This is a genomic window from Deinococcus sp. YIM 134068, from assembly GCF_036543075.1.
Lineage (GTDB): Bacteria > Deinococcota > Deinococci > Deinococcales > Deinococcaceae > Deinococcus > Deinococcus lichenicola.
In genome coordinates this window covers 99,846-124,521 of record NZ_JAZHPF010000010.1, presented here as the reverse complement: position 1 = coordinate 124,521, position 24,676 = coordinate 99,846, and the positions used below count along the sequence as shown (strand labels likewise).

The 24,676-nt window shown below is 64.4% G+C and carries 24 protein-coding genes; 16 read left to right on the top strand and 8 right to left on the bottom strand.

Going from position 1 to position 24,676, the window contains the following annotated elements:
- Positions 1-3: 3 nt before the first annotated feature.
- Positions 4-1,497, top strand: coding sequence for a carboxypeptidase M32 (locus tag V3W47_RS11675; protein ID WP_331825382.1), 1,494 nt, complete (start codon positions 4-6; stop codon positions 1,495-1,497).
- A 70-nt stretch (positions 1,498-1,567) separates the two neighbouring features.
- Here the strand turns inward: V3W47_RS11675 and V3W47_RS11670 are convergent, their stop codons facing one another.
- Positions 1,568-1,819: a hypothetical protein gene (locus V3W47_RS11670; protein ID WP_331825381.1), complete on the bottom strand. Its 252-nt coding sequence runs from the start codon at positions 1,817-1,819 to the stop codon at positions 1,568-1,570.
- Positions 1,820-2,098: 279 nt separating this feature from the next.
- Here V3W47_RS11670 and V3W47_RS11665 point away from each other — a divergent pair, with 279 nt between their 5' ends.
- Positions 2,099-2,488, top strand: a complete 390-nt coding sequence (locus V3W47_RS11665) for a helix-turn-helix domain-containing protein (protein ID WP_331825380.1) — start codon at positions 2,099-2,101, stop codon at positions 2,486-2,488.
- Positions 2,489-2,558: 70 nt separating this feature from the next.
- On the opposite strand, the gene V3W47_RS11660 is transcribed toward V3W47_RS11665, so the two are convergent.
- From V3W47_RS11660 to V3W47_RS11640, 5 genes are all read right to left on the bottom strand, one after another.
- Positions 2,559-4,142, bottom strand: coding sequence for a polymer-forming cytoskeletal protein (locus V3W47_RS11660; protein WP_331825379.1), 1,584 nt, complete (start codon positions 4,140-4,142; stop codon positions 2,559-2,561).
- 59 nt (positions 4,143-4,201) lie between these two features.
- Positions 4,202-4,720: a cyclic pyranopterin monophosphate synthase MoaC gene (gene moaC, locus V3W47_RS11655; RefSeq protein ID WP_331825378.1), complete on the bottom strand. Its 519-nt coding sequence runs from the start codon at positions 4,718-4,720 to the stop codon at positions 4,202-4,204.
- Positions 4,721-4,722: 2 nt separating this feature from the next.
- Positions 4,723-5,325 (bottom strand): DUF177 domain-containing protein, encoded by a 603-nt coding sequence (locus V3W47_RS11650; protein ID WP_331825377.1) that lies wholly within the window; start codon positions 5,323-5,325, stop codon positions 4,723-4,725.
- Between the two features lie 81 nt (positions 5,326-5,406).
- The gene (locus V3W47_RS11645; protein WP_331825376.1) at positions 5,407-5,607 is read right to left on the bottom strand and encodes a redoxin family protein; all 201 of its coding nucleotides are present in this window, start codon (positions 5,605-5,607) and stop codon (positions 5,407-5,409) included.
- A gap of 201 nt (positions 5,608-5,808) precedes the next feature.
- Positions 5,809-6,867: a glucose-1-phosphate thymidylyltransferase gene (locus V3W47_RS11640; protein WP_331825375.1), complete on the bottom strand. Its 1,059-nt coding sequence runs from the start codon at positions 6,865-6,867 to the stop codon at positions 5,809-5,811.
- A gap of 320 nt (positions 6,868-7,187) precedes the next feature.
- Between V3W47_RS11640 and V3W47_RS11635 the strand changes: the two genes are divergently transcribed.
- The 14 genes from V3W47_RS11635 (at position 7,188) to V3W47_RS11570 (ending at position 22,365) form a co-directional block, all read left to right on the top strand.
- Complete coding sequence (locus V3W47_RS11635) at positions 7,188-8,816, top strand: polysaccharide biosynthesis tyrosine autokinase (protein WP_331825374.1); 1,629 nt, start codon at positions 7,188-7,190, stop codon at positions 8,814-8,816.
- Complete coding sequence (gene rfbB, locus V3W47_RS11630; RefSeq protein ID WP_331825373.1) at positions 8,813-9,838, top strand: dTDP-glucose 4,6-dehydratase; 1,026 nt, start codon at positions 8,813-8,815, stop codon at positions 9,836-9,838. The genes V3W47_RS11635 and rfbB overlap by 4 nt, the downstream gene beginning before the upstream one ends.
- Entirely contained in the window at positions 9,835-10,749 is a 915-nt protein-coding gene (gene rfbA, locus V3W47_RS11625; RefSeq protein WP_442877223.1) for a glucose-1-phosphate thymidylyltransferase RfbA, read from the top strand. The genes rfbB and rfbA overlap by 4 nt, the downstream gene beginning before the upstream one ends.
- Positions 10,746-11,285 (top strand): dTDP-4-dehydrorhamnose 3,5-epimerase family protein, encoded by a 540-nt coding sequence (locus V3W47_RS11620; RefSeq protein ID WP_331825372.1) that lies wholly within the window; start codon positions 10,746-10,748, stop codon positions 11,283-11,285. Before rfbA ends, V3W47_RS11620 begins: the two co-directional genes overlap by 4 nt.
- Complete coding sequence (locus tag V3W47_RS11615) at positions 11,269-12,501, top strand: oligosaccharide flippase family protein (protein WP_331825371.1); 1,233 nt, start codon at positions 11,269-11,271, stop codon at positions 12,499-12,501. The genes V3W47_RS11620 and V3W47_RS11615 overlap by 17 nt, the downstream gene beginning before the upstream one ends.
- On the top strand, positions 12,501-13,760 hold the full coding sequence (locus tag V3W47_RS11610; protein ID WP_331825390.1) for an O-antigen polymerase: 1,260 nt from the start codon (positions 12,501-12,503) through the stop codon (positions 13,758-13,760). Before V3W47_RS11615 ends, V3W47_RS11610 begins: the two co-directional genes overlap by 1 nt.
- Complete coding sequence (locus tag V3W47_RS11605) at positions 13,741-14,775, top strand: glycosyltransferase (protein ID WP_331825370.1); 1,035 nt, start codon at positions 13,741-13,743, stop codon at positions 14,773-14,775. The genes V3W47_RS11610 and V3W47_RS11605 overlap by 20 nt, the downstream gene beginning before the upstream one ends.
- Positions 14,772-15,854, top strand: coding sequence for a glycosyltransferase (locus tag V3W47_RS11600; protein ID WP_331825369.1), 1,083 nt, complete (start codon positions 14,772-14,774; stop codon positions 15,852-15,854). The genes V3W47_RS11605 and V3W47_RS11600 overlap by 4 nt, the downstream gene beginning before the upstream one ends.
- 81 nt (positions 15,855-15,935) lie before the next feature.
- The gene (gene galE / locus V3W47_RS11595; RefSeq protein ID WP_331825368.1) at positions 15,936-16,952 is read left to right on the top strand and encodes a UDP-glucose 4-epimerase GalE; all 1,017 of its coding nucleotides are present in this window, start codon (positions 15,936-15,938) and stop codon (positions 16,950-16,952) included.
- Entirely contained in the window at positions 16,949-18,208 is a 1,260-nt protein-coding gene (locus tag V3W47_RS11590; protein WP_331825367.1) for a glycosyltransferase family 4 protein, read from the top strand. The genes galE and V3W47_RS11590 overlap by 4 nt, the downstream gene beginning before the upstream one ends.
- Positions 18,205-19,083, top strand: a complete 879-nt coding sequence (locus V3W47_RS11585) for an NAD-dependent epimerase/dehydratase family protein (protein ID WP_331825366.1) — start codon at positions 18,205-18,207, stop codon at positions 19,081-19,083. The genes V3W47_RS11590 and V3W47_RS11585 overlap by 4 nt, the downstream gene beginning before the upstream one ends.
- On the top strand, positions 19,080-19,715 hold the full coding sequence (locus tag V3W47_RS11580; RefSeq protein WP_331825365.1) for a sugar transferase: 636 nt from the start codon (positions 19,080-19,082) through the stop codon (positions 19,713-19,715). The genes V3W47_RS11585 and V3W47_RS11580 overlap by 4 nt, the downstream gene beginning before the upstream one ends.
- A gap of 65 nt (positions 19,716-19,780) precedes the next feature.
- The gene (locus V3W47_RS11575; RefSeq protein ID WP_331825364.1) at positions 19,781-21,610 is read left to right on the top strand and encodes a polysaccharide biosynthesis protein; all 1,830 of its coding nucleotides are present in this window, start codon (positions 19,781-19,783) and stop codon (positions 21,608-21,610) included.
- The gene (locus V3W47_RS11570; RefSeq protein ID WP_331825363.1) at positions 21,607-22,365 is read left to right on the top strand and encodes an SDR family oxidoreductase; all 759 of its coding nucleotides are present in this window, start codon (positions 21,607-21,609) and stop codon (positions 22,363-22,365) included. The genes V3W47_RS11575 and V3W47_RS11570 overlap by 4 nt, the downstream gene beginning before the upstream one ends.
- Here the strand turns inward: V3W47_RS11570 and V3W47_RS11565 are convergent.
- Positions 22,316-23,149: a hypothetical protein gene (locus tag V3W47_RS11565; RefSeq protein WP_331825362.1), complete on the bottom strand. Its 834-nt coding sequence runs from the start codon at positions 23,147-23,149 to the stop codon at positions 22,316-22,318. The genes V3W47_RS11570 and V3W47_RS11565 overlap by 50 nt on opposite strands.
- Positions 23,146-24,669 (bottom strand): O-antigen ligase family protein, encoded by a 1,524-nt coding sequence (locus V3W47_RS11560; RefSeq protein WP_331825361.1) that lies wholly within the window; start codon positions 24,667-24,669, stop codon positions 23,146-23,148. The genes V3W47_RS11565 and V3W47_RS11560 overlap by 4 nt, the downstream gene beginning before the upstream one ends.
- Positions 24,670-24,676: the final 7 nt, after the last annotated feature.

Below are 24,676 nucleotides of genomic sequence, written 5' to 3'. Positions count from 1 at the left end.
CCCATGAGCATGGACGAGCTGAGACGCCGCCTCGGACAGGTCAGCGACCTGAACGCCGCCGCCGGGCTGATGTCGTGGGACCAGGAGACGCAGATGCCCCCGGAGGCCGCCCACGTGCGCGGTCTTCAGATGGCGACGCTGGAGGGGCTGGCGCACGAGCTGTTCACGGACGCGCGCACCGCCGAGTTGCTGGACGCCGTGGGCACGCCGGAGGACGAGACGGACGCCGCCGTGGTGCGCGTCACCCGCCGCGACCACGCGAAGGACACCCGGCTGCCCACCGCCTTCGTGGAGGAGACCGCCCGCGCCCGCAACGAGGCGCACCACGCCTGGCTCGACGCGCGGGAACACAGCCGCTTTTCGACCTTTGCCCCGCATCTGGAGAGGATGCTGGACCTCGCCCGCCGTCAGGCCGACCTCCTCGGGTACGAGGAACACCCCTACGACGCCCTGCTGGACGAGTACGAGCCGGGGATGCGGGCCTCGCAGGTCCGCCCGGTCTTTGCCGATCTGCGGACGCGGACGCTGCCGCTGGTGCGCCGCGTCGCGGCGGCGGGGGACGCGGCGGACTACGGGGTGCTGACCCGCCCCTTCTCCCCGGAGGCGCAGAAGGCGTTCGCGTGGCGCGTGGCGGGGGAGGCGTTCGGGTTGAAGCCCGAGTTCGCCCGGCAGGACGAGAGCGCGCACCCCTTTCAGACGAACTTCAGCCGCAGCGACGTGCGCGTGACCACGCGGGTGGAGCCGTACTGGCCCGCCTGCCTCTTCGGCACCTGGCACGAGGCCGGGCACGCCATGTACGAGCGGGGGGTCGCGCCGCGTTGGGAGCGCACGCCCGTCTCGGCGGGGGCCAGCCTCGGCGTCCATGAGAGCCAGTCGCGGATGTTCGAGAACCTGCTCGCCCGCTCGCGGCCCTTCTGGCGGCGGTACTTCCCGCAACTCGCCGAGGTCGCGCCCGAGGTCACGGCGGGCCAGGACCCCGAGACGCTCTACCGCGCCGTCAACCGCGTCCAGCCCAGCCTGATCCGGGTGGAGGCCGACGAGGTGACGTACAACTTCCACATCATGCTGCGCTTCGAGCTGGAACTCGCGCTGCTGGAGGGCACCCTGAAGGTTCACGAGTTGCCGGAGGCGTGGAACGCCAAGATGGCGGAGGACCTGGGCCTCACCCCCCCCGACGACGCGCAGGGCGTGTTGCAGGACATCCACTGGTCGGCGGGCCTGATCGGCTACTTCCCGACCTACACCCTGGGCAACCTCCTGAGCGTGCAACTGCTGGAGGCCGCGCGCCGGAACGAGGCAGTCGCCGCCGGAATAGACCGCGCCGAGTACGGCCCCCTGCTCGCCTGGCTCGTCGAGAACGTCCACCAGCCTGGACGGAGCCTCACTCCCGGCGAGATCACCGAGCGGGCGACGGGGCGGGCGCTCACCGCCGATCCCTACGTCGCCTACCTGCACGAGAAGTACGAGGATATCTACGGGCGGAAGGCGGAAGGCTGAAGGCCACAAGGAGCGAAGGCAGAGGCTTCCCCGGCCAGCTGCCTTCTCCCATCTGCCTTCTGCCCTGCGCTTACACCGCCTGCTTCCGCTCCGCCTGTGTCACCAGATACGCCCGCGCCGCCCCCAGCCACATCCGGGCGAGGTCGTGGTGGGGGTGGCCGCGTTCCTGGAGGGCGACGTTGCCCAGCGCGAGCTGGCGCTCCACCCGGCGCACGGCCCCCAGCCCGCCCTCGTTCTCGGCCTCGATGAGCGTGTTGAGAACGGTCGTGGGGTGGGCGTACCCGACGCGAATGCTCTCGGCGATGGTCTCCAGTGCGCGCATAGGTCGCCCTCCTGTCTTTCATCTTCGGCTAGAGTGAGGCGTCTCGTCTGAAACACTAATTCATCCTTTGATTACGATATTAGCAGAGTTCGTCGGGGCAGGCAAGAAGGACGCCCCCCGATTCTGTATTGACCGTACCGGGGAGCGGTGTTACACTCCGAAGCAAGGGTGCCGGATTCTGCCTCCAGGCGAACGCGGAACAGAGAGCGGACGCCCCCAGGCGGCTCCACATTCCCACACTGGGACGTGAGGCGACGCCGCAGCCGAGGAGGTGAAGATATGAAACTGCACGAACGACTCCGCGAGTTGCGGAGTGAGCGCGGGCTGCGGCTCAAGGATGTGGCCGAGACCGCCGGGATCAGCGTTCCGTACCTCAGCGACCTGGAGCGCGGACGCACCAACCCCAGCCTGGAGACCCTCCAGACGCTGGCGGGGGCCTACGCGATCACCGTTCACGACCTGCTGGAGGGCGTCGAGTTCTACGGCGACTCCACCGAGGGCGCGCTCCCGAAGGGACTGGCCGACCTCGTGGCCGATCCGACGCTGGGCGGGCAGCTCACGCCCGACTGGGTTCGCACCCTGTCGCGCATCGAGTTGCGTGGTAAGCGCCCCCGCGACAAGCAGGACTGGTACGAGATTTACCTGCACCTCAAGCGCATCCTGAACTGAGCGCCTGTGACACGAGAAGGGCCGGAGCCTCACCGCTCCGGCCCTGTGCGTCGTCTGCTTCCGCTTGCTCTTACGCGGCGGCCTCGCGTGCCTCGCCCGTCCGGGTGAGGAGGAGCGTTCCCGCTCCCCACGCGCCGCCCACGAGGCCGAAGGTCAGCGCCAGGGGCGGCACGCCGAGGCTGAGGGCGACGGCGCACAGCCCCAGCAGCGCCCCCAGCGCGTCGGGTCGGGGCAGGCGCAGGCGGAAGGCGAGGGCGCGGCCCGCGTCGTAGGCGCTCACGCTCAGGCCCGTCGCCAGAGTGAGGAGAGCGAAAGCGGTGGCGAGCAGGGCGGGCACGAGCAGCCCCACGAGTGCCAGCCCCAGCGCCGGGCCGATCAATACGGCGAGGGCGAGCACGCCGAGCGCGAGGGTCCGCACGGGCGCATGTCGCTGCCGCCGCGCGAGGGTGGGGGCCACGCCCGTCACGAAGAGCAGCAGCAGCATCCCGCCCGTCAGCAGCAGGAAGATGGGACCCCACGCCGCCCCGCCGAGCCACCCCAGCAGGGGCCGGAAGGCGGTGGCGGTGGCGGCACTCAGGCCGGAGGGGGGGGCTGTCTGGATGGCTGCCGTGTCCCCCGGTGCCCGGCCCAGCAGGGCGTTGACCCGGCCCGTCACCCGCGCGCCCTCCTGCCGCCGCACGTCCCCGAACAGGGTGATGACCTCGCCGTCCACCCGCGCAGAGGGACTGAGCGTCACGTCCCCGCCGACCGCGATGACATTGCCGCGCACCGGGCCGCTGACCGTGAGATCGTGCCCGACGGTGACGCCGCTGCGCCCGAACGCCTCATAGAGCGGCGGCAGCGTCAACACGGCGGAGAGCACGAATGCCCCGGTCCCCAGCCGCAGAGTAGTAGGCGTGGGCCGCCACGTCACGAGCAGGCTGACTCCCAGCAGCAGCGCCAGCCCGACCCCCGCCAGCGGCGAGACCTGCGCCACGAGCGTCTGCAACACGGTCGCCCCCGCTGCCAGGTTCGGCCACGCGCTCGTCACGGCGAGCAGCGTCAGGCCCACGAGCAGCCCCGACACGAGCAGGAGGGGCGCGGGATTGTGGGCGGGGGAATTGGGGACGACCGTGGGGGAACGTTCCACCGCCGTCTCCCCGGCGATGCGCCCGGCCAGATGACTCGCCAGCGATGTTGCCGGAAGAGGAGCAGGCCGGGCCAGCCGCGCCGACCACGCGACCTCGGAGGCGACGGCGGCGGCCACACTGCGCCCCAGCGGGGGAAGGTCGCTCAGCGCGGCGGCGGTCCGAATGGCGGCCACCACCTCCCCGGCGACGCTCCGGGCAGGGGCTGGAGTAGCGGCCAACTGCGCGGCGAGGGCCACCTCCGCCCCGACAGACGCGGCCACCCCATGCGGGGCCGGGGGAGGGGAGGAGGTCTGGAGCCGCGCGCTCCACGCCACCTCCTCTGCGACCGGGCGGGCGCAACTGCGCGGGAGGGTGGGCCGCTCCAAAGAACGCAGGGCGTCCGTGGCCCCGGCCAGCCGCCGGGCGGCGTCCTCCACCTCCGTCTGACGAAGCAGCAAGGCCAGCCGCGCGCGCTCGCCGGGGGTCAGTTCACCCTCCGCCTCGCGGTGCAGCAGGTCCAGCTCGTCGCGCCACTCCCGGTCCATCGTTCCCTTTACGTCGGATGAACCCGGAAGGTTGCCGGATCAAGAAAGAGAGAACGTCCTCAACCGTCCATGTCCACCGGAACCGGACGCCCCGCCGCGTGGTAGTCCCCACTCTTGCCACCCGTCTTGGACAGCAGGCGCACGCCCGTGATCTCGACGGCCTTGCTCGCCGCCTTGAGCATGTCGTAGACGTTGAGGGCGGCGACGGTGACGGCGGTGAGGGCCTCCATCTCCACGCCCGTCGGTGCAGTGGTGCGGACGGTGGCGACGATGCGGACGCCCGCCTCCTCCAGCGTGAGGGTCACGTCGGCACCCGTGACGGGGATGGGGTGGCAGAGCGTGATCAGGTCGGCGGTGCGTTTGCTGCCTGCCAGCCCCGCCAGCCGCGCGACGGTGAGGGGGTCGCCCTTCGGGTTCGTGCCCGCCACGAGCGCCGCCCGCGCCTCATCTGGCAGGCGCACCCAGCCCTCGGCGGTCGCGGTGCGTGCGGTACTCGCCTTGCTCGTCACATCCACCATGCGCGGCAGGCCGTCCCGGAAATGGGTGAGTTCCGGTGTCCCCCCGCCCTCTGCCGTCACCCTCAGTCCTCCGGGAGCTTGAGGTCGCGCAGGGCGGCGAAGGGATGCTGTGAGACGTGGGCCGACCCCTCTGGAGCGCCCAGCAGGTCGTCGATCTTCTCGACCGGCACCTGCGCCATGTGTTCGCAGGGTCCCTCGTTGAGGTCATGGCCGCAGACCTGACACAGCCCCTTGCAGTCGGGGGCGTGCAGGACGCTCAGGGGCGCTTGCAGCAGCGTCGTCTCGGCGAGGTAGGCGCTGAGGTCGAGGTCGGGGTTGCCGAAGACGAGCACCTCCTCGCCCGTCTCGGCCTCCTCCAGGTAAGGGGTCTCCACCGACGGCTCGTAGCGCAGCAGGGTGCCGAGCTTGAGCCGCAGCGGGACCTCCACCTCGCGCAGACAGCGGGCGCACTCCATCACGATGTCGGGGGAGAAGCTGCCCTGAAGGTACATCTCGTCCCCGCCCAGCGAGTTGACATCCATGCGGTAGGGGGCGGGGCGCACGAAGCGCAGGGTCTGCGTCTCCGCGCCCTGCTCGTAGTTCAGGTGATCGAGGTTCCCCGCCGCGTGCGCGTCCGAGGACGTTCGTAGCAGCGAACCCAGGTGAATGCGGGGCGTGTCGCTCATCCCCCCATGATAGGCCCGTTCGCCGCCGCTCACCGGACACCGGGCACGGTCAGTGAAGAATCAGGTCGGGTGCATTCCCAGCTACGCCAGCACGTCCGCCGCGTTCCGGTCGGTCGGGAAGACGGGGAAGAAGACGTGTTCGGCCACCCCGTCCCGCACGATCAGGGTCACCCGCCGCAGCAGCGTCAGCCCGTCCACCCCGGAGGTGAGCAGCCCCAGCGCCCGCGTGAAGCCCAATCCCTCGTCCGACAGGAGAGGGAAGGGGAGGTGGAGCCGCCCCACCGACTCACGCTGATAGGCGGAGTCCTGCGTGCTCAGGCCGAGGACTCGCGCCCCCCCCCCGCCCGCAGCTCGGCATGGTGCTCCCGGAAGGCGCAGGACGGAGGGTTCACTTCGTCGGGAGGGCCTCATTCGGTCGTCCCGTGTGCGGGGAGGTGCAGAGCATAGACCTCCCCGATCTCCCCGGCAGCCGCCCCAGATCAGTCACGCCAGTTCGACCACGCTCGCGTCCGAGAGGGTGAGCTTGTGGGTGCTGGGCACCTTGCGCCCGCCGCGCACCTGGGCGCGCACGCCGATCAGGCAGTCTTGCAATCGGGTGTTCACGCACTCGATCAGGGCCTCGGCGTCCACGACGCTGTGTTCGACCTCGGCGTGGCGGATCACGCTGTCGCGCCCGATGCTCGTGAAGGGGCCGATATAGGCGTCCTCGATGACCACGCCCTCACCCAGCAGCACCGGCCCGACGATCTTGCTGCGCGTGACCGTGGCCGAGGCGGGGACGACCACCCGGCCCGTCAGCCGCGAGTCGGTGACGGTGCCCTGCACGTCCAGCTCGATGCGTTCGAGGAGCAGCCGGTTGGCGTCGAGGAGGTCGAGGGGTCGGCCCGTGTCCTTCCACCAACCCTGCACCCGCTGCCCCAGGACGTTCTCGCCGCGCTCGATCAGGCCCTGGATGGCGTCGGTGATCTCGTACTCGCCGCGCGCCGAGGGGGGCATGCCGTCCAGCACCTCGAACACCTGCGGCGTGAAGCAGTACAGCCCCGCCACCGCGAGGTTGCTCGGTGGATTCTTCGGCTTTTCCACCAGCCGGGTGATGCGCTCGCCGCTCAGCTCCGCCACCCCGAAGGCGGTGGGATCGGCCACCTCCACGAGGGCGATCAGGGCCGTGGGCCGCTCCCGCCGGAAGCGCTCCACGAAGGGCCGCGCCCCGAACTCGAAGAGGTTGTCGCCGAGGTAGACGCAGAAATCGTCCTGCCCGACCCACTCGCGCGCCATCATGACGGCGTGGCCCAGGCCGAGCTGCTGGTGCTGGTCGATCAGGGTGACGTTCACCCCCTCCACCTTCCGCAGGGCGTCCCTGATCTCCTCGCGCGTGACCTCCGAGACGATCACGCCGATCTCGGTCACTCCGGCGTCGGCCAGGGTGCGGATGGCGTGGCGGATGATGGGCTGGCCCGCCACACGCAGCACGGGCTTCGGGCGGGTAAAGGTCAGGGGGCGCAGGCGCGTGCCCAGGCCCGCAGCGGGAATGATCGCCTTCATAGGAGTCCCAGTGTAGGCCCTTGCCCCCGCTGTGGCGCACCGGGCGATGGGGGGGAGGCCACCTACACCCACCTGAGGGCACCCTGACCGGCCCAAACTGACGGGAAGGTGAGAAACGCGGAAGCGGGCCATCATTCCAGGGTCCCCGCAGTCCGGTACGCTGGTATAAAGTGCTGGTGAATGCCTCCTCACGGGCACCCTCTTCAGGAGAGACAATGACCAACCCCTTGTCGGCCCTAGTGGGCCACAGCTTTGCCCTTCGCAGCCCGAGAGGCTGCCCGGGATGACGACTTTCGCAAGACGTTCGGAAGGCAACCGCCGTGGCTGACCGTTCCGAGCAGGAGATCGACCTGGCGGTGTTGTGGCGGGGCGTGCGCCGGCGCCTGGGGTGGATTCTGGGCACGGCGGCGCTGCTCGCCCTCGTCGCCTTCGTGTGGTCGCGTGCTCAGCCGCCCGTCTACGAGGCCAATGCCAGCCTGATCGCCGCGAACAGCCAGGGGCAGGAAGGCCCTTTCGGCAGCGCGGTCGTCAAGGCCCCGCCCCTGCCCGAGGGGGCCGTCGCCCAGGCCCTGCAAAGCACCCAGGTCATCGCCCCCCTCATCCGGGCCGTCGGGACGAGCGCCGCCATTCCCGCCGCCGAGCGCGAGCGGCTGGTGGGGCGCCTCAGGCGCGAGCTGAGCGAGCAGCGGCTGCGGACGATGACCCTGACCTCCCGGCTGGACCCCGGTGGGAACGGCATCTACACCCTGCGCGCCCGCGCCCGCACTCCGCAGGCGGCGCAGACCCTCGCCAACCTCGCCGTGGACGCCCTGCGGTCCTGGGACACGGGCCGCGCCCTTCAGACGGTGCGCCGGGCGCAGGCGGGCTTCCAGGCGCAGCTCCTCCAGATCGACGGGCAACTCGCGCAGGCGGGACGGACGCCCGTCGAGCGGCAGACGCTGATCGCCCGGCGCGCCACCGTGCAGGACAACCTCGCGCAGGTCGGCATCCTGGAGAACTCGGCGACCGGCGTGCTGAGCCTGCTGGCGGGGGCAGTGGAACCCGCCCGGCCCACCGCGCCCAGGCCGCTGCGGAATGCGGCGCTGGCGGGCTTCCTGGGGCTGCTCCTCGCCGCCGGGGTGGTGACGCTCCTGACCGTCCTCGACCGCACCGTTCGCACGGAAGACGACCTGCTGAGCCTCAACGTGCCGACGCTGGCGGTCATTCCCCGGCTGCGCAAGCGCGATATCGTCTTCAGCGGCATCGTGCGGGCCGCGCGTCAGGCCGGGTTGTACGAGGCCATCGGCTTCCTGCGGGTGAACCTGCTCACCGCGCTGCCGGGCCGGGCGCATCCGGTCGTGATGATGACGAGCACCGCCCCCGGCGAGGGCAAGAGCAGCCTGACCGCCACCCTGGCCGACGGCTTCGCGTCCAGCGGCCAACGGGTCCTGATCATCGACGCGGACCTGCGCCGGGGGACCCAGGCGGCGGTGTGGCAGAAGTTCCACGAGGGCGGCGAGTGGCATCAACTCGTCGGCACGGGCGGGGTGCGCACGACCCAGGAGGCCCTGATCCACCCCGAAGACGTGCAGGTGCTGCGGGTGGAGGAGGGCGTGGACATGCTGCCCGCCGGCCCCGGCCTGCACGACAGCCTCTCGGTCTTCAACCAGGCAGACATCCGCCGGGCGCTGGGGCTATGGCGGCAGAAGTACGACATCGTGCTCCTCGACAGCGCGCCCCTGCTCGCCCTCGCCGACGGGCTGGTCCTCGGCGCCCACGCCGACGCCGTGCTGATGGTCACCGAGTATGGCCGCACGAACATCCAGGCCGTTCGCAGCGCCATCCGCCGGGCGGAGCGCTCGGGGCTGAACCTGCTCGGGTTCGTCATCAACAAGTCCGACGCACGTGAGGAGTCGAGCTACGGGTACTCGTACTCCTACACGCCGCGCAAGGAAGGAATGAAGGTATGACCCTCCTCATCACGGGTGGCTGCGGCTTCATCGGCAGCAACTTCGTCCGCTACTGGCTGGAGCACCACCCCGAAGACCGCGTGGTCGTGTACGACAAGCTGACCTACGCGGGCCGCGAGGAGAACCTCGCCGGGCTGTGGGACCGCCCCACCCTCTCGCTGGTGAGGGGCGACATCGCCGACCTGGACGCCGTGCGCGCGGCCTGCCGGGAGAACGACGTTCGGCTGATCGTCAACTTCGCCGCCGAGACGCATGTGGACCAGAGCATCCTCGGGCCGCTCGTCTTCACGGAGACGAATGTGCGCGGCACCCACGTCCTGCTGGAGGTGGCGCGCGAGCTGGGGCTGCGGCTGCACCACATCAGCACCGACGAGGTGTACGGCCACATTCCCGACGGGCACAGCAGCGTCGAGACCGACCCCCTCGCGCCCCGCAGCCCCTACGCGGCGAGCAAGGCGGCAGCGGATCAGCTCGTGCAGGCGTACCACATCACCTACGGCCTGCCCGTCACCATCACGCGCGGGGCGAACAATGTGGGGACGTACCAGTACCCGGAAAAGGCCGTGCCCCTCTTCTCCACCAACGCCATCCTCGGCGAGCCGTTGCCTGTCTACGGTGACGGGAAGCAGATGCGCGACTACGCCCATGTCTATGATCACTGCACCGGGATCGAGGCGGTCTTGTTGCGCGGCGGGGTCGGGGAGGTCTACAACGTCGGCACGGGCCGCGAGATGACCAATCTGGAGATGGTGGACATCGTGCTGAGGACGCTAGGCAAGGACCACAGCCTCGTGAGGCACGTCGCCGACCGCCCGGGCCACGACCGCCGCTACTCCATGAACGTGGACAAGCTGCGCGCGCTCGGCTGGGAGCCGAGGTACGACCCCCGGCAGGCGGTGGCCGAGGCCGCGCGCTGGTACGCGGAGAACCGCGCGTGGTGGGAACCCATCCGTAACGGGGAGTTCCGGGAGTACTACGACCGCCAGTACGCCGAGCGCCTTGCGGGGAATGCGGCGAGATGACGGACGCTTCGTTGGGCGGCATCCGGTCACGCCGGGGCATCATCCTCGCGGGCGGGAGCGGCACCCGGCTGTACCCGGCGACCCTGGCCGTCTCCAAGCAGCTCCTGCCCGTCTACGACAAGCCGATGATCTACTACCCGCTCACGACCCTGATGCTGGGCGGCATCCGCGACATTCTGGTTATTTCCACACCCGAGGACACGCCGCGTTTCCGGCAACTGCTCGGCGACGGGAGCCAGTGGGGCCTGCGACTGGAGTACGCCGTGCAGCCGAGGCCCGAGGGGCTGGCGCAGGCCTTTCTCATCGGCGAGGAGTTTGTGGCCGGGCACGACAGCGCCCTGATCCTGGGGGACAACATCTTCTACGGGCACGACCTCTCCGAGTTGATGGAGGGTGCTAGCCGCAAGGCCGAGGGCGCGACCGTCTTCGCCTATCAGGTCAGCGACCCCGAACGCTACGGGGTGGTGGACTTCGACGACGCGGGCCGGGTGCTGTCCATCGAGGAGAAACCTGCCGCCCCGAGATCGGACTTCGCCGTGACCGGGTTGTACTACTACGACCGCAACGTGGTGGACATCGTCAGGGGGCTGCGGCCCTCGGCGCGCGGCGAGCTGGAAATCACCGACGTGAACACGGCGTACCTGCAAGGGGGCCTGCTCGACGTGCAGGTGATGAGCCGGGGCTTCGCGTGGCTGGATACCGGCACCCACGAGAGCATGCTGGAGGCCAGCCACTTCATCCAGACCATCGAGCACCGCCAGGGCCTCAAGATCGCCTCGCCCGAGGAGGTGGCATGGCGGCACGGCTGGATCAGCACCGACGAGCTGTGCGAGCAGGGACAGCGCCTCGCCAAAAATCAGTATGGGCGTTACCTCCTTAAGCTCGCCCGGGAAGGCAGACGCACCCCATGAAGATAGAACTGGCCCCCGAATACAACGACATTCTCAGCTTCGAGACCTACCCGCCCGCTCCCGCCATCGCGGGTGTCTGGACCCATCCCCTCCGCAAGAACCGGAGCGAGAACGGCGCCTTCATGGAGTACCTGCGGCTGGGTGGTGAGGGCGTGCAGGGCCTCCCCGGTCAGCTCGTGCCCCGCCAGATCAGCGTGTCGTGGGCCGCTCCGGGCCGCATCAACGCCTTTCACATCCATGTGAAGGAGGAGCAGAACGAGGTCTGGTGCGTCATTGCGGGACAGCTTACGGTATGGCTGGTGGACTGCCGCGCCGGAAGCCTGACCCTCGGCGTGCGCCGCAAGCTGGTGCTGAGTGGTGAGCAACCCACACTGGTGTATATCCCCAGCGGCGTGGCCCACGGCTACCAGGCCGGAGAACAGGGAGCGACGCTGCTCTACAGCATGGACGCCCAGTTCAACCTCGAGGACCCCAACGAGGGACGCCTGCCCTGGAACCATTTCGGGGAGGAGTTGTGGGATGCAGATAAGGGGTAGCAAAAGGTATTTCTACATCTTTGCTCAATTTGCTGGAACTTTAACTGCAAGAGTTTACACCGCAGCTTCGATGTTTGCTATTTCCATTGTATCTGCACGACTACTCACCGTAGAGTCTCGCGGAGAATTGGCGATGTACCTCAATCTTTTCAACATTATATCTCTATTTGTAGGCTTAAGCTTGTGGGATGTCGTGTTTCACAAAAAAATGATGCAAGTAGAGGCAGATAAAATATGGTATTCAAGCTTAATTATATTCCCAATCTGTATGTTTGCGGGTGTTGTATTTTCATTCATGATTTTAGAAGATGTGAATTTAATAAATAGAATTGGCGCATCTTTAGGCATTTCTCTTGCCGCTGGCATGCAGGTAGTAGAGTTTGTGGCTCGCTCTGTTTCAATTAGAGGGTCCAAGCTTAACAATTATAATTTTGCATCGATTGTGGGCAGAACTGTCACGCTTGTTCTAACCTTCGCCTCTCTTGCAGTCGCACGTTCACCATTTCATGTAGTTCTTTCGATTGCTTGTGGTTTGATTATTATCATCCTGATGAGCGTGCAATCAAGTGCATCAGAGTTATTTTTAAAAATGAAGTGGGGCGATTTCATCTCTATGTTGAAGTACGCCCTCCCTATACACATGGGCTTGGTTGCTGCGGCCACTATGTCGCAATTGGATCAACTTATTATAGGAATTTCATCATCAAAAGTGGAGCTGGCCTTATATCAGGTAGCAGCCCAAGTCTTGATATCAATATCGATCCTGCCGCAAACTATATCCTCCATGACATATTCAAGTCTTTCTACTTCCCAAACGGATGGGAGGAATATCATAGCGTTCGCATTGGGAATGAGCATTGTAATTGCTGGTATCTTCTGCCTTACTCTCACCTACTTTTCTAATAATATTATTTACATTATATTTGGAGGAGAGTATTCAGCAGCGTCTAGATATCTTTCGGTGCTAAGTTTTTCCTCCTTCGGGATTGTTTCCATGGCACTATTTGCTCCACTTTGGGTTACTTCCGGAGCCGTGAGAATCAACTCACTCATAACTGGTCTTGTATCCGTGTTATTCCTATCGGCTAATATTTTGATAGTTCCAAATTATGGCGCTATGGGAGCATCATATGTATCCGCTTGCTCCTACAGCATCATATTTATCTTCAATATGGTGTATTGGTATAGAATTTGGGCTGGGGGTGGTATAAAGTGATGCTAATCTTTTGCATTCTGCCTCTTATACTAGTAACGCTCACAGTTATGATATTCAAATCAATATTACATCCTTCGGCTATATTATCTGGAGTCTGGGGATCTGTTATGATTCTCATTTATTTTTCAAGGAGTATGTTTAATGAAATTAAATTAGAGATAATCGCTTATATAATAATAATGGTTTCGTTGTTTTGTATATCGGCACTCATCCTATCTATAGCAGTGGGTAAGCGTAGGCTGAAAAGGAATTTAAACGTGTCGGAGAATCTAGAATTTGTTGCGTTCATTGTGACGATCGTATGTTTGTCTCTCCTTCCATCTTACATAAATCAACAGTCTCAGAATATCGAAAGTGGCCTCAGCATATTATATCAAATAAGGCGCAACAGCCTAGATGGTGAAAGCGGCGATACGCTTTTATCAAACTTTGTACTTATTAGTTTGGTAAATAGTATGTTTGCGTTTGCCGTTTACCTTAAGTTGAAGAGTTGGCGCACTGCTTTATTGTTTTCAATCACGTTCCTTACTGCCCTAGCATACGCGTTCTACACTGGATCTAAAATACCTTTGTTAAACGTTGTGATGGCAAACAGCTTTCTGTTCATGGCAATGCGACCAAAGAAGGAGGTTCCAGCCTTGGTAATTATGCTAGGAGGAGGTCTATCTGTTTTAATAGCAGGTTTATTTATGGTTAATTTTGCCGGACTTAGAAGTTATGGCACAAGTGAGAGAATTACTACGGCGGCGCTAGACTACATAGTTGGAGGCACGGTCGCGTTCGCTAACAACTTCGATGAGATATTGTTGTTCGAAAACCATCAAAATGTACAAAACGCCCTTTCTGTAATTCCTCAGCGTTTGGGTTTTGACATTGAATCAAGGGACATACACTTTCCCTGGACATCCATTAGCACAGATAGGCTTACAAACGTTTACACTATATTCTTTCCCCTGATTAAGGAATATTCTACTGTTGGTGCTACAATAATATTTATTGTACTTGGAGCGTTATATGGTATTGCATATATTTATTCAACAATAAAGATAGAGGTGTTGGTAATGTATGCGATCTTGTGTGTCGGTCTTGTTGGAACCATTTTTAGTGACTCTATTCTGTATGGTTCGTTGGTTAACATTAAATTCCTATTAGTAATTTTTCTCTTCATGTTTTTGAGCACGGCGATTGGTCACTTGAAGAAAAGGTTGTTCAAGGAAGATGCAGCTAACAGGAGTAGAAGTGGAAGAAAGAATATATAAGGTCATAGCTTATACGCAGGGAGAATCAGTCCCCTCTGCACGCTTTAGGGTTGATCAATTGGCGGAATTTATAAACGGTGAACCTAATTTGAACACAATCGTGAAAATTTCGAGAGCGAGATATGGCTCTTATCCACCTAGCAAATTATCCCAACGTCCTGCTTGGCTCCTACAGTCTTATATTGAAAGGCTATTGGCGTCTCTATCTTCCGGAAGTTACACCTCTGCTTTAGTACAAAGGGAGATGATATCAACTCTCATTTCTGGGGAAGCTTTGATAAGGATTCCCTTTGCATTTGACGTTGATGATGCTATTTGGACTAGTTCTAGATTGGGCTCAATTAAAAAAATTGTTGGAAGGTGTGAAGTTTTAATAGCCGGTAACGCTTACATAGCCGACCATCTTTCGGCATGGGCTCCTCGCATCGTGATATTGCCAACGTCCGTGAACACAGCTAAATTTACACCTGGCCCAACCTCACAGAGGGAAGAGGTTATTGTTTGGTCTGGATCAAGCAGTGGACTCAAGTACGTTTATGGAATTGAAAAAGAGTTGCATGTCTTGCTCGAAACCAAAAGTAGTTGGAAGTTAAAGATTATATCAGACTCACCGCCAATATTTAAATATATCAAACCTAATCAATACCTCTTTGAGAAATGGACGCCTCAATCTGAGGTCGAGGGCCTACAAAGTTCCTCTATAGGAATAATGCCACTTGCCGATACCGAATGGGAAAGGGCAAAATGTAGCTATAAAATGCTAACTTATATGTCCTGTTGCCTGCCGGTAGTTGTAAGTCCGGTAGGAATGAATCGAGATGTCTTGAGTATGGGATGCGTAGGATTTTCTGCGGGTAAAAGTGTCGAGTGGATAGATGCTCTTACCAGTTTAATCGAAAGTAATTACCTTAGAGAAATTTATGGGAATGAGGGGAGGTCCGTAGTAATGAAATATTTTGACCATAGACGTATTGCAACGGAACTTTCCTCTATTATGAAGGATATATCGTTATGAAGATTGCTCTTGTAATCACAGGTCTCGATTTTGGCGGTGCGGAAGCTCAAGTTGTAAGAATGGCAATCGAGTATAAGAGGAGAGGTCACTTTGTGACTGTTATTTCTCTGACTCCTCCTAAGCAATACGCCGAACACCTAAAATCTCTCGAGATCGACGTATTTAGCATAAATCTTGGGAATCTCACCTGTGTGTATAGAGAGGTCCTAAGTTACATCTTATATGTACGACGCCTCTCCCCTGACGTTGTACATGCACATATGTTCCATGCCAACGTATTCACTAGATTAATGCGCCCTATATGTGACACACACTTTTTAATATCGACGGCTCATAGCACACGAGAGGGAGGTCGACTTCGGGAACTAGTATACACTTTGACAAAAAATATACCCGATTTAACTACTAATGTCAGCAGAAAATCTTTGGAATTATATGAGCAGAAGAAGCTAATTTTAAAATCGAAGTCTAGATCAATACCCAACGGAATATACTCACGTCTACTTTCAAAAAGGCGTGTTAGGAGCGAGCAGAACATATTTACCTTCTTAGCTGTTGGAAGAATAGTGTGGGACAAGGACTATCCTAACCTCATATGGGCGGCCAAGCTTCTCTCTATACAAGGATATGATTTTCGTGTTTTGATAGCTGGCGACGGAGAACTAAGGCAGGAAGTGGATGAGTTGATAAATAACTTAGGATTGGGAGAGAGAGTGGTGACTCTCGGACTGACCAGAGAAGTATATAAGTTGATGGATGAATCGAATGTCTTTGTCATGTCCTCTCAAAATGAGGGACTGCCTATGGCTCTACTGGAAGCAGCTACATCCGCTATGCCTTGTGTTGTCACAGATGTTGGCGGCAATTCAGAAATAGTCCGAAACGGTATTGATGGATTTGTAGTACCGCCGCATAATCCTTTTGCCTTAGCTTACTATATGTCCAGTTTTATAAGAATGAACAGTGATGAAATGTTTGATATGGGGAATAGGCTTAAAAACAGGGTTGATACGCTTTATGGAATTGACGCTATCATTGATATCTGGCTTCAGGTTTATGAATCAAGAAGTGGGAGATAATCTTATGTTAAAGAACATAACCCATGAAATCAGTCACAACCTCTTATTGCTGCGTGAGGCGGCGGAACTGGGAGGCCGGGCGTGAAGGTCCTCGTCACAGGCGGCGCGGGCTACATCGGCAGCACGGTGGTGTCGGCGTTGGCAGACGCGGGCGCCGTACCCGTGGTGCTGGACTCGCTGGTCCAGGGGCGGGCGGAGTTCTCGGCGGGCCACCCCCTCTACGTGGGGGACATCGCGGACGCGGCGCTGCTGGACCGCATCTTTGCCGAACACCCCGACCTCTCGACCCTGATGCACTTCGCGGCGCGCATCGACGTGGAGGAGTCCACGCGCCTGCCGTCCCTGTACTACCGGGAGAACCTGTGCAAGGCGACGGCGCTGCTGGAGGAGGTGCTGAGGCGGGGCGTGCGGCGGGTGATCTTCAGCTCGACGGCGGCGGTGTACCGGGGAGGGGACGGCTCGCGCGGGCTGACCGAGGATGCACCCACCGAACCCCTCAGTCCCTACGCCCGCTCGAAGCTGATGTTCGAGACGGTACTGGGTGACCTGTGCGCCGAGTTCGGGGCGTCGGCGGTGGCGCTGCGGTACTTCAACCCGGTGGGCGCCGACCCGGCGTTACGTTCGGGTGCCTACAAGCCCGACCCGTCGCACATCCTGGGGAAGCTCACGGGGCTGGTGGCCGCAGGCGGCGGCGAGTTCGTGATCAACGGGAACGACTACCCCACCCGCGACGGCACGCCCGTACGCGACTACATCCACGTCTGGGACCTCGCCCAGGCGCATCTCTCGGCGCTCGACTACGTGAACGGCGCGGGGCCGGGCTACACGGTGATCAACGTGGGGTCCGGGTCGGGCGTCACGGTGCGCGAGTTCGTGGACGCCTTCCGGGCGGTGACGGAGCTGCCGCTCTCGGTGCGGGTGGGCGGACGGCGGCCCGGCGACACGGCGGGGGCCTACGCGGACACGGGCCGCGCGGCCCGGCTGCTGGGTTGGCGGCCCGAGCGGAGCTTGGAGGAGGGCATCCGCGACGCCTTGGCGTGGGAGGAACGCCTACGGGCGGGGCAGGACGGAACTGTGCGGGAGGAACGGCCCGCATGAATCTCAGGTTGATGTACCTCCTGACGATTCCACACAGCGCCCTGTGGTACCTCAGGGGCCAGCTCGCCCAGATGCAGGCAGCAGGGTATGAGACGTGCTTTGTCTCGACTCGGGGGGCGGGTGGCGAACTGGAGGAGGTGGGACGCCGGGAGGGGGTCGCCGTGTACCCGCTGGAGGTCAGCCGCGAGATTGATTTAAGGCGCGACCTCGTGTCCATGTGGCACCTTCACTGGATCATGTGCCGGGTGCGGCCCCAGATCGTGAACTTCGGCAATCCCAAGACAGGGCTGGTGGGCGGGTTGGTGTCGTGGGCGCGACGGGTCCCAGTCCGGGTCTATACCCTGCACGGGCTGCGGCTGGAGACGGTCACAGGCCGCAAGCGGCAGGTGCTCTGGCTCTGTGAGTGGTTGACCATCCGCTGCGCTCACCGGGTCGTGGCGGTGAGTCCCAGCCTGCGTGAGCGGGCGCTGGAACTGGGGCTGACCTCGCCCAGGAAAATCGTCACCCTTCACCACGGCAGCGTGAACGGCATTCGGCCAGTGGTCGCGGGCGCAGCAGAGGTCGAGAGCGTGCGCGCGCGTCTGAACCTGCGTCCGGGCGGGGTGGTCTTCGGGTTCGTGGGGAGGTTCACCCGGGATAAGGGCATCCGCGAGCTGGTGGCGGCCTTTGTAGAGGTGCGGGAGACGTTCCCGAACGCCACGCTGCTGCTCGTGGGGGACTTCGAGGAGGGCGACCCGGTGGACGCGGGGACGCAGGCGCGGCTCGCCGGGGGTGGGGGCATCTTGCGTGCGGGGTACGTGACGGACGTGGTGCCTTACTACGCCCTGATGGACGTGCTGGTGCTGCCCACCTACCGCGAGGGCTTTCCCACGGTGGCGCTGGAGGCCGCCTCGGCAGGCCTGCCCCTGGTGACGACCGACGCGACAGGGGCGCGCGACGCTGTGCGCGAGGGCGAGACGGGCCTGCGGGTCCCGGTGGGGAATGTGGAGGCCCTGGGTCAGGCGATGGCGCGGCTGGCAGGGGACCCCGGGCTGCGCCGCCGCCTCGGTGAGGAGGCCCGGAAGTGGGTGACGCGCGATTTCGCGCAGGAACGTCTTTGGAAGGAGTGGGATATGTTGTATCGGCGGTTGTGGGCGGAGAGCCGGGAACGGGCCGCCCGGACCCGCAGGCTGGCTCTGGGCACAGGCATGGCGTTCGTGCTGACTGGGTTGGCCGCACGTGCGGCGGGAACCTTCGGGCGGCGGGGGAAAGGATGAATGGGCTGCCGCGTCTCCTGATGACCGGCGCGACCGGAAACACCGGCCTTCATACCCTGCGGCGGCTGCGGGCACGGCAACCTCAGCGGCCCGTGCTGGCCCTGGTGCGGCCCACCACGAACACGGCGGCGCTGCGCGAACTCGGGGTGCCGTGGCACGTTTGCGACCTCGACGACCCGGCAACCTACCTCGGTGAGGTGCGGCCCGGCGACGTGCTGCTGGAGACGGCCAACCTCCGGCACGCGCGGCGGATGCTGCCCGCCCTGGTGGGGGTGGGGGTCACCCGGGCCTTTTGCGTAACGACGACGGGCGTCTTCTCGCGGCACCACTCGTACTCGGCGCTGTACCGCGAGATCGAGGAGGAGATGCGCCGCAGCCCGCTGGAGGTCACGATCCTGCGGCCCAGCATGATCTACGGCAACGAGCGCGACCACAACATGCACAAACTCCTGCGACTGATCGCCCGGGTGCCGGTGTACCCGGTCTTCGGGACGGGGCGCGCGCTGATGCAGCCCGTCCACGTGGAGGACCTCGCCGAGGGCATTGCGCAGGCGGTCGTACGGGACGCGCGCGGGGAGTTTAACCTCGCGGGACCAGGGGCGCTGTCCTACCGCCAGATCGTGGACGAGGCCTTTCGCGCCGTCGGGCGCCGGGGCGTGATGTTGTTCGTGCCGATGGGTCCAATGGCCGCCGTGGTGGGGGTCTTGCAGCGGGTGCCGGGCTTTCCTGTGAAGCACGAGCAGGTGATCCGCCTCCAGGAGGACAAGGCCTTTGAGATCAGCCCGGCCCGCCGGGAGCTGGGGTACGCCCCGCGTCCCTTCGCGCTGGGGATCGCGCAGGAGGTGGCCCGCCTGCGGCAGGTGGGGCGGCTGTGAGGGCCGTGACCGGGACGCCCGTGATAAGAGAGACGGGGAACGTCAGCCGCCGCGCCGCCGCGTACGAGCCGCTGAAGCTGGCGCTCGACCGCCTGCTCGCGGTGCTGGGACTCGTGGTGCTGTGGCCGGTATTCGCGCTGGTGGCGCTGGCGATCTTCGTGGACGACCCCGGCCCGGTGCTCTTCCAGCAACGGCGGGCGGGGCGCTGGCACCGGCCCTTCACAATCCTCAAGTTCCGGACGATGAGGCGCGGTACCCCCCACCTCTCCACCGAGGACCTGCGGTGCCTGGGGCTGAGTCCCTACACCCGGCTAGGTCCCTGGTTGCGCCGCACCAGCCTCGACGAGCTGCCCCAGCTTCTGAACGTCTTGCGCGGGGAGATGAGCCTGGTGGGGCCGCGCCCCGCGCTGCTGACCCAGGAGCTTGTGCTCCTGGGTCGGGAGGCTCTGGGCGTCTCGCAACTGCGCCCTGGGATCACCGGCCTGGCGCAGGTCACGGGCCGGGACGATCTGACCGACGAGGAAAAGGTGCGCCGCGACCACACCTACCTCCGAAACATTGGCCCGCTCACGGACGTGTTGGTGCTCGCGTACACGGTGCGGGGCGTACTGCGTGGGCGCGGGGTCTACTAGACATGAACACGTCCGCACGGGAAAAACATGGTGGCAGCCTTAAGATGCTCGGGGACCTCTGATTCATGACGACCGCGAATGCTCGGCTGAAATTTTTTCTCGACCTAGGCCTGTGGGGGGGGGCGGCGCTCCTCGCCTACGCCTTCCGCCAGCCACAGCTTCTCGCCCGGGGTATTCCGCCCAACGTGGGGGGCTACCTGCTGCTGACGCTGTTCGTGATGGCCGCGCTGGAAGCTCGCTACGGCTTGCACCGCCAGACGTGGCGCCGGGCGGGGGTGCTCGACCTCCAGGTGCTTGCTCAGGCGGTGGCCCTCGCCACGCTGGTGATGTTCGCGCTGGGCTTCGTATTGCAGACCTGGCTGCACCTGCCGCGCAGCGTGCCGGTCATGGCGGGGCTGTTGGGTTTCTTGCTGATGGGTGCAGCCCGGGTGTCGGTGCGCCTGGCCCACGAGCGCACCCGGTTGCGCGATACGCCGACCCGGCGCCGGGTCTTGATTGTGGGGGCAGGGGAGGCGGGGACCCTGATCGCGCGCGAGATGCAGCGCCACCCGGAAGCGGGGCTTGACCCCATCGGCTTTCTGGACGACGAACCCGGCAAGATGCGGCGCCGGGCGGTGGGACTGCCCGTCTTCGGACGGGTGGACGAACTCGTGACGGTGGCGGTACGCGAGGACGCGCAAGAGATTTTGATTGCCGTGCCGTCGGCGGGGGGCGACTTCGTGCGGCGGGTGGTGGACCTGGCCCGGCAGACCGGGCTGCGCTACCGCATCATTCCGGGAGTGTTCGAGATTCTTTCCGGTAACGTGAGCATCAACCAAATCCGGGACGTGAACTTGGAAGACCTCCTGCGCCGCCCGCCGGTTCACCTGCACACGGGGGAGATCGCGGGGTACTTGCGCGGACGGGTGGTGCTCGTTACAGGGGCGGGGGGCAGCATTGGGTCGGAGATCGTGCGACAGATCATGCCCTTCGCGCCGGGCACGGTGCTGCTCTTCGGTCGGGGCGAGAACAGCATCTTCACGATCCAGCAGGAACTGGCGCGCGACTGGCCGGACATCAAGCAGATCGGGCTCATCGGCGATGTGCGCGACGAGGCCCGGCTGCGGGCGGTGTTCGACCGCTACCGGCCCGAGGTGGTGTTTCATGCGGCAGCGCACAAGCATGTGCCGCTGATGGAGGAAGCTCCCTCTGAGGCGATCATGAACAACGTGATCGGCACCCAGAACGTGGTCGAGCTGTGCCTGGAGTACGGGGTGGGGCGGCTGGTGAACATCTCGACCGACAAGGCAGTGAACCCGACCTCGGTGATGGGGGCCTCCAAACGGGTCGCGGAGATGGTGGTGTCCGCCGGGGCCGCGCGCGCACGCACGACGCAGGCTTTCGTGTCGGTGCGGTTCGGCAATGTGCTGGGGAGCCGGGGCAGCGTGGTGCCGACCTTCATGGCGCAGATTCGCGCGGGGGGCCCGATCACGGTCACTCACCCGGAGATGGTGCGCTACTTCATGACGATTCCCGAGGCGGCCCGGCTGGTGCTTCAGGCCGGGGGGCTGGCGGAAAACGGCAAGGTGTACGTGTTGAACATGGGCGACCCCGTGCGGATCGCCGACCTCGCGCACGACGTGATCCGCCTGAGCGGGGCGCAGCATGTGGACGTGGTGTACAGCGGCATCCGCCCCGGCGAGAAGCTCTACGAGGAATTGCTCACGTCGGGCGAGGGGGTCGGGGCCACTACCCACAGCGAGATTTTCAGCGCCCGGCTGGGTCAGGTCAACCCCCACATGCTGAGTCAGCACCTGCGGCGGCTGCGCGCCCATGCCGAGCGCAACGACGAGGCCGCTATCCGGCAGCACCTCGAACAGCTCATCCCCGAGAACAAGTTTGGGGGCGTGCGGTGAGCGGCCCGCGTCTGCTGCTCACCGGTGGAAGCGGGCGGCTGGGCCGCGAGCTGCTGGCGCTGCTCCCCGGGGTGGTCGCCCCCAGCAGCCGGGAGATGGACGTGACTGATTTCGGCCAGGTGCGCGAGACAATCGCCCGGGAACGCCCGGAGGTCATCGTGCACGCCGCCGCGTACACGAACGTGGGCACAGCGGAGACCGGGCGCGAGACCTGCTGGCGGGTGAACGTGGAGGGCACCCGGCATGTCGCCCGGGCGGCGGACGAGGTAGGGGCGAAGCTCGTGCACATCTCCACCGACTACGTGTTCTCGGGCGACCGGGGTGGCTACCGCGAGACCGACACGCCGGGTCCGGTGGTGAACTACTACGCCCTGACCAAACTCGTCGCGGAGGCGGCGGCGCGGGCCGCTCACAATCACCTGATCCTGCGCACGAGTTTTCGTCCCCGGGACTTCCAGTACCCGGTGGCTTTCGTAGACGTCTTTACCGGGCAGGACTACGTGGACGTCATCGCACCGCTGGTCGCCGAGGCGGTGCTTCACGCGCACGCGATTCCCGATGAGGTCTTGCACATCGTCACCGAGCGCAAGAGCGTCTATGACCTGGCCCGGCGCCGCCGTCCCGATGTGCGCGAGGGTCGCCGCGCCGACGCCCCGGTCGCCCTGCCCGCCGACGTCTCGCTGAACATTGAACGCTGGGAGGCGCTCAGGGCAACGTGGGTGGGTCGGGCCGGAACTCCAGGCGGCGAACGTTGAGGTTGCGGTCGGCGAGCTGGCGGAAGAAGGGGTTGGTGAGCGTGATGTGGACTGGGACCCCCGTTACGGCCACGCGTACGGCCCGGCGGCGCTTCCCGGTTTCGACCTCCAGCAGGGTGCGGCCCTCCTGGGTGAAGGTCAATTTGGGAAAAGCGCCGCCGCCCGCCCGGCCCAGGACCCGCAGGGTCAGCTCGCCGGGACCGCAGGGAGTCAGGGACATCGGGACGTTGGAGACCAGCGAGGCGAGGTTGAGGTCCGGCCACCATGCTCCCCCCGTCTCCGGCGGCACGTTCACGGCCCGGAGGCCCTGGCACCCCGCGCCCTGGACCCGGAAATTCTCCAGGGTCGCTACCCGGGCCTCGGAGCGGTAGTAGTCGTTGAAATAACTCAGGGTGAGAAGCCCAGCCTCGGGAATGCGCAGCCGCAGCGTTCGGCGCTCCCGGAAGCTCTCGCTCAGGAGGGTCCGCGAGTTCAGGGCGACGTGGAGGACCGGAGGCTCGCCGCCCGCCACCTCGCCGTCGGCGGTGAGGACGAGGGTGCCGGGCGAGCAGAGGTTCACCTCCAGCCAAGCGACTCCCTGGAAGGAGAAGCCGGCCCCTAGCGGCAGGATGCCGTTGTCCTCCCGCTTGTACCCCACCCGGTAAACGGGGGGCTGAGTGCAGCGTTGTTCGGGCGGCGCCACGGCGAGGGCGGGCGCGCCTCCCACTCTCTGCCCGAGGCCGACCAGCAGGGCACCCGTAACGAGCGGCGACAGGACGAACGCGAGGACGGGCCACGCTCTCAAGGCCGCACCTCCACCGTCCAGCGGCGCGTTCCCAGGGGCTGGAGACGCAACGAGGAGGTTCCAGGGTGCAGCCGCAACTCCAGGGTCTGCCGCCGCACTGGACGCAGTGACCCGGACAGCATAACCCCCGGCGCACCTTCGGCGTCCACCGTGAAGGGGAGGCTGACGATCCGGGCGCAGCTCCTCAGGCAACTGTGCAGCGACGCCCGGTAACGGCCTGGAGGCAGGTCGAAGCGGGCGAAGGCGGTGTAACCGCGCGGGTCGCTCACCGTGGAGGGGGCGTTGAGCAGGGCGAGCCGGGGCGGCAGACTGGGCGGGAAGGGCAGCGCACTCGCCAGCAGCGGGGCCGACAACACAAGCATCAGTGCGGCAGTAAGTGCCCCCATGCCCACGCCAAGCCGCCGCAGATGCAGAAGCTGGCTCCCGGCCACGACCCAAAACACCTCGGCGAAAAAGGGACTGGGCACGAGGAGCGTGTTGTCGTTGACCGTGGCGACGAGCAGGCCGGAGATCACCGCCGTCCCCAGGGGATGACGCTGACACAGTGCCGCGCCCATGACCGCCCCGAGGAGCACGAACAGGCCCAGCAACCCCAGCGGCCCCGTCTCGGCGAGTTGTTGCAGCGAGACGTTGTGGGCGATGAGCCACGGGCTGCCGAGCCTCCTCACCCACCCCGGGCAGACCTGGGCCTGCCCGTCCGGCGCCGACCACAACTCGCAGGCGTCACCGGGCGCAGCCAGGTGCTGGCCCAGGCGGTAGCTGCCCGCCCCGCTCCAAGGCTCGCTCCGGATCACGCTCAGGGTGTTTTCCCACACGATGTCCCGCCCGGTGGTGTCCGCGCTGCCCAGGCGGGTAATCGCGTCAAGCTCCAGGCGCTGCCCGAGGGACAAGACTCCTGCGAGCAGGACGGCACCCGCCAGCACGCCGAGGAACAGCCGCCAACCCCGCCGGATCACGAAGCCCGCCGCGCACCCCACCAGGGTGGCGGCCAGCGGTCCCCGGCTCCCGGAGAGCAGCAGCACCCCCAGGGCAAGGAGGCCGAACGGAACTCGCCAGGTCAGCCTTCCCTGGGTGAACAGGGCCAGCCACACGCCGAGCGCGCCTGCCAGCCCCAGCGTGATGGACGTCATGTACGGGTGCGACAGGCGGCTGACGAGGAGGTCCGCGCCACCCAGGGCACCGGAGGCCAGCGCCGTGACATAGACGACGCCCAGCCCGAGGGCGAGGGGTTGCAGACGCTGGGCGTCCCGCAGCGCCACCCCCACCCCGATCAACCCGAACATCAGCCCCGTGCGGGCCAGGGCCAGGAGGCTGGCGAGCAGCGGCTCGGGCGAGAACAGCGCCGGAAGCTGCTGGCTCAGCGCGTAGAAGCCCAGGACCCACCACACGGGACGTGGCAGCCGTCGCAAGTAGGGCAGGGCCAGCAGAGCCAGCGGGGAGATCACGTACAGGGCAGGCAGCGCGGCGAGCCAGGGCGTGATCCAGCGCGGCGGCGCGGGAACCTCGGCAGGTCGCGTCACGGGCGTC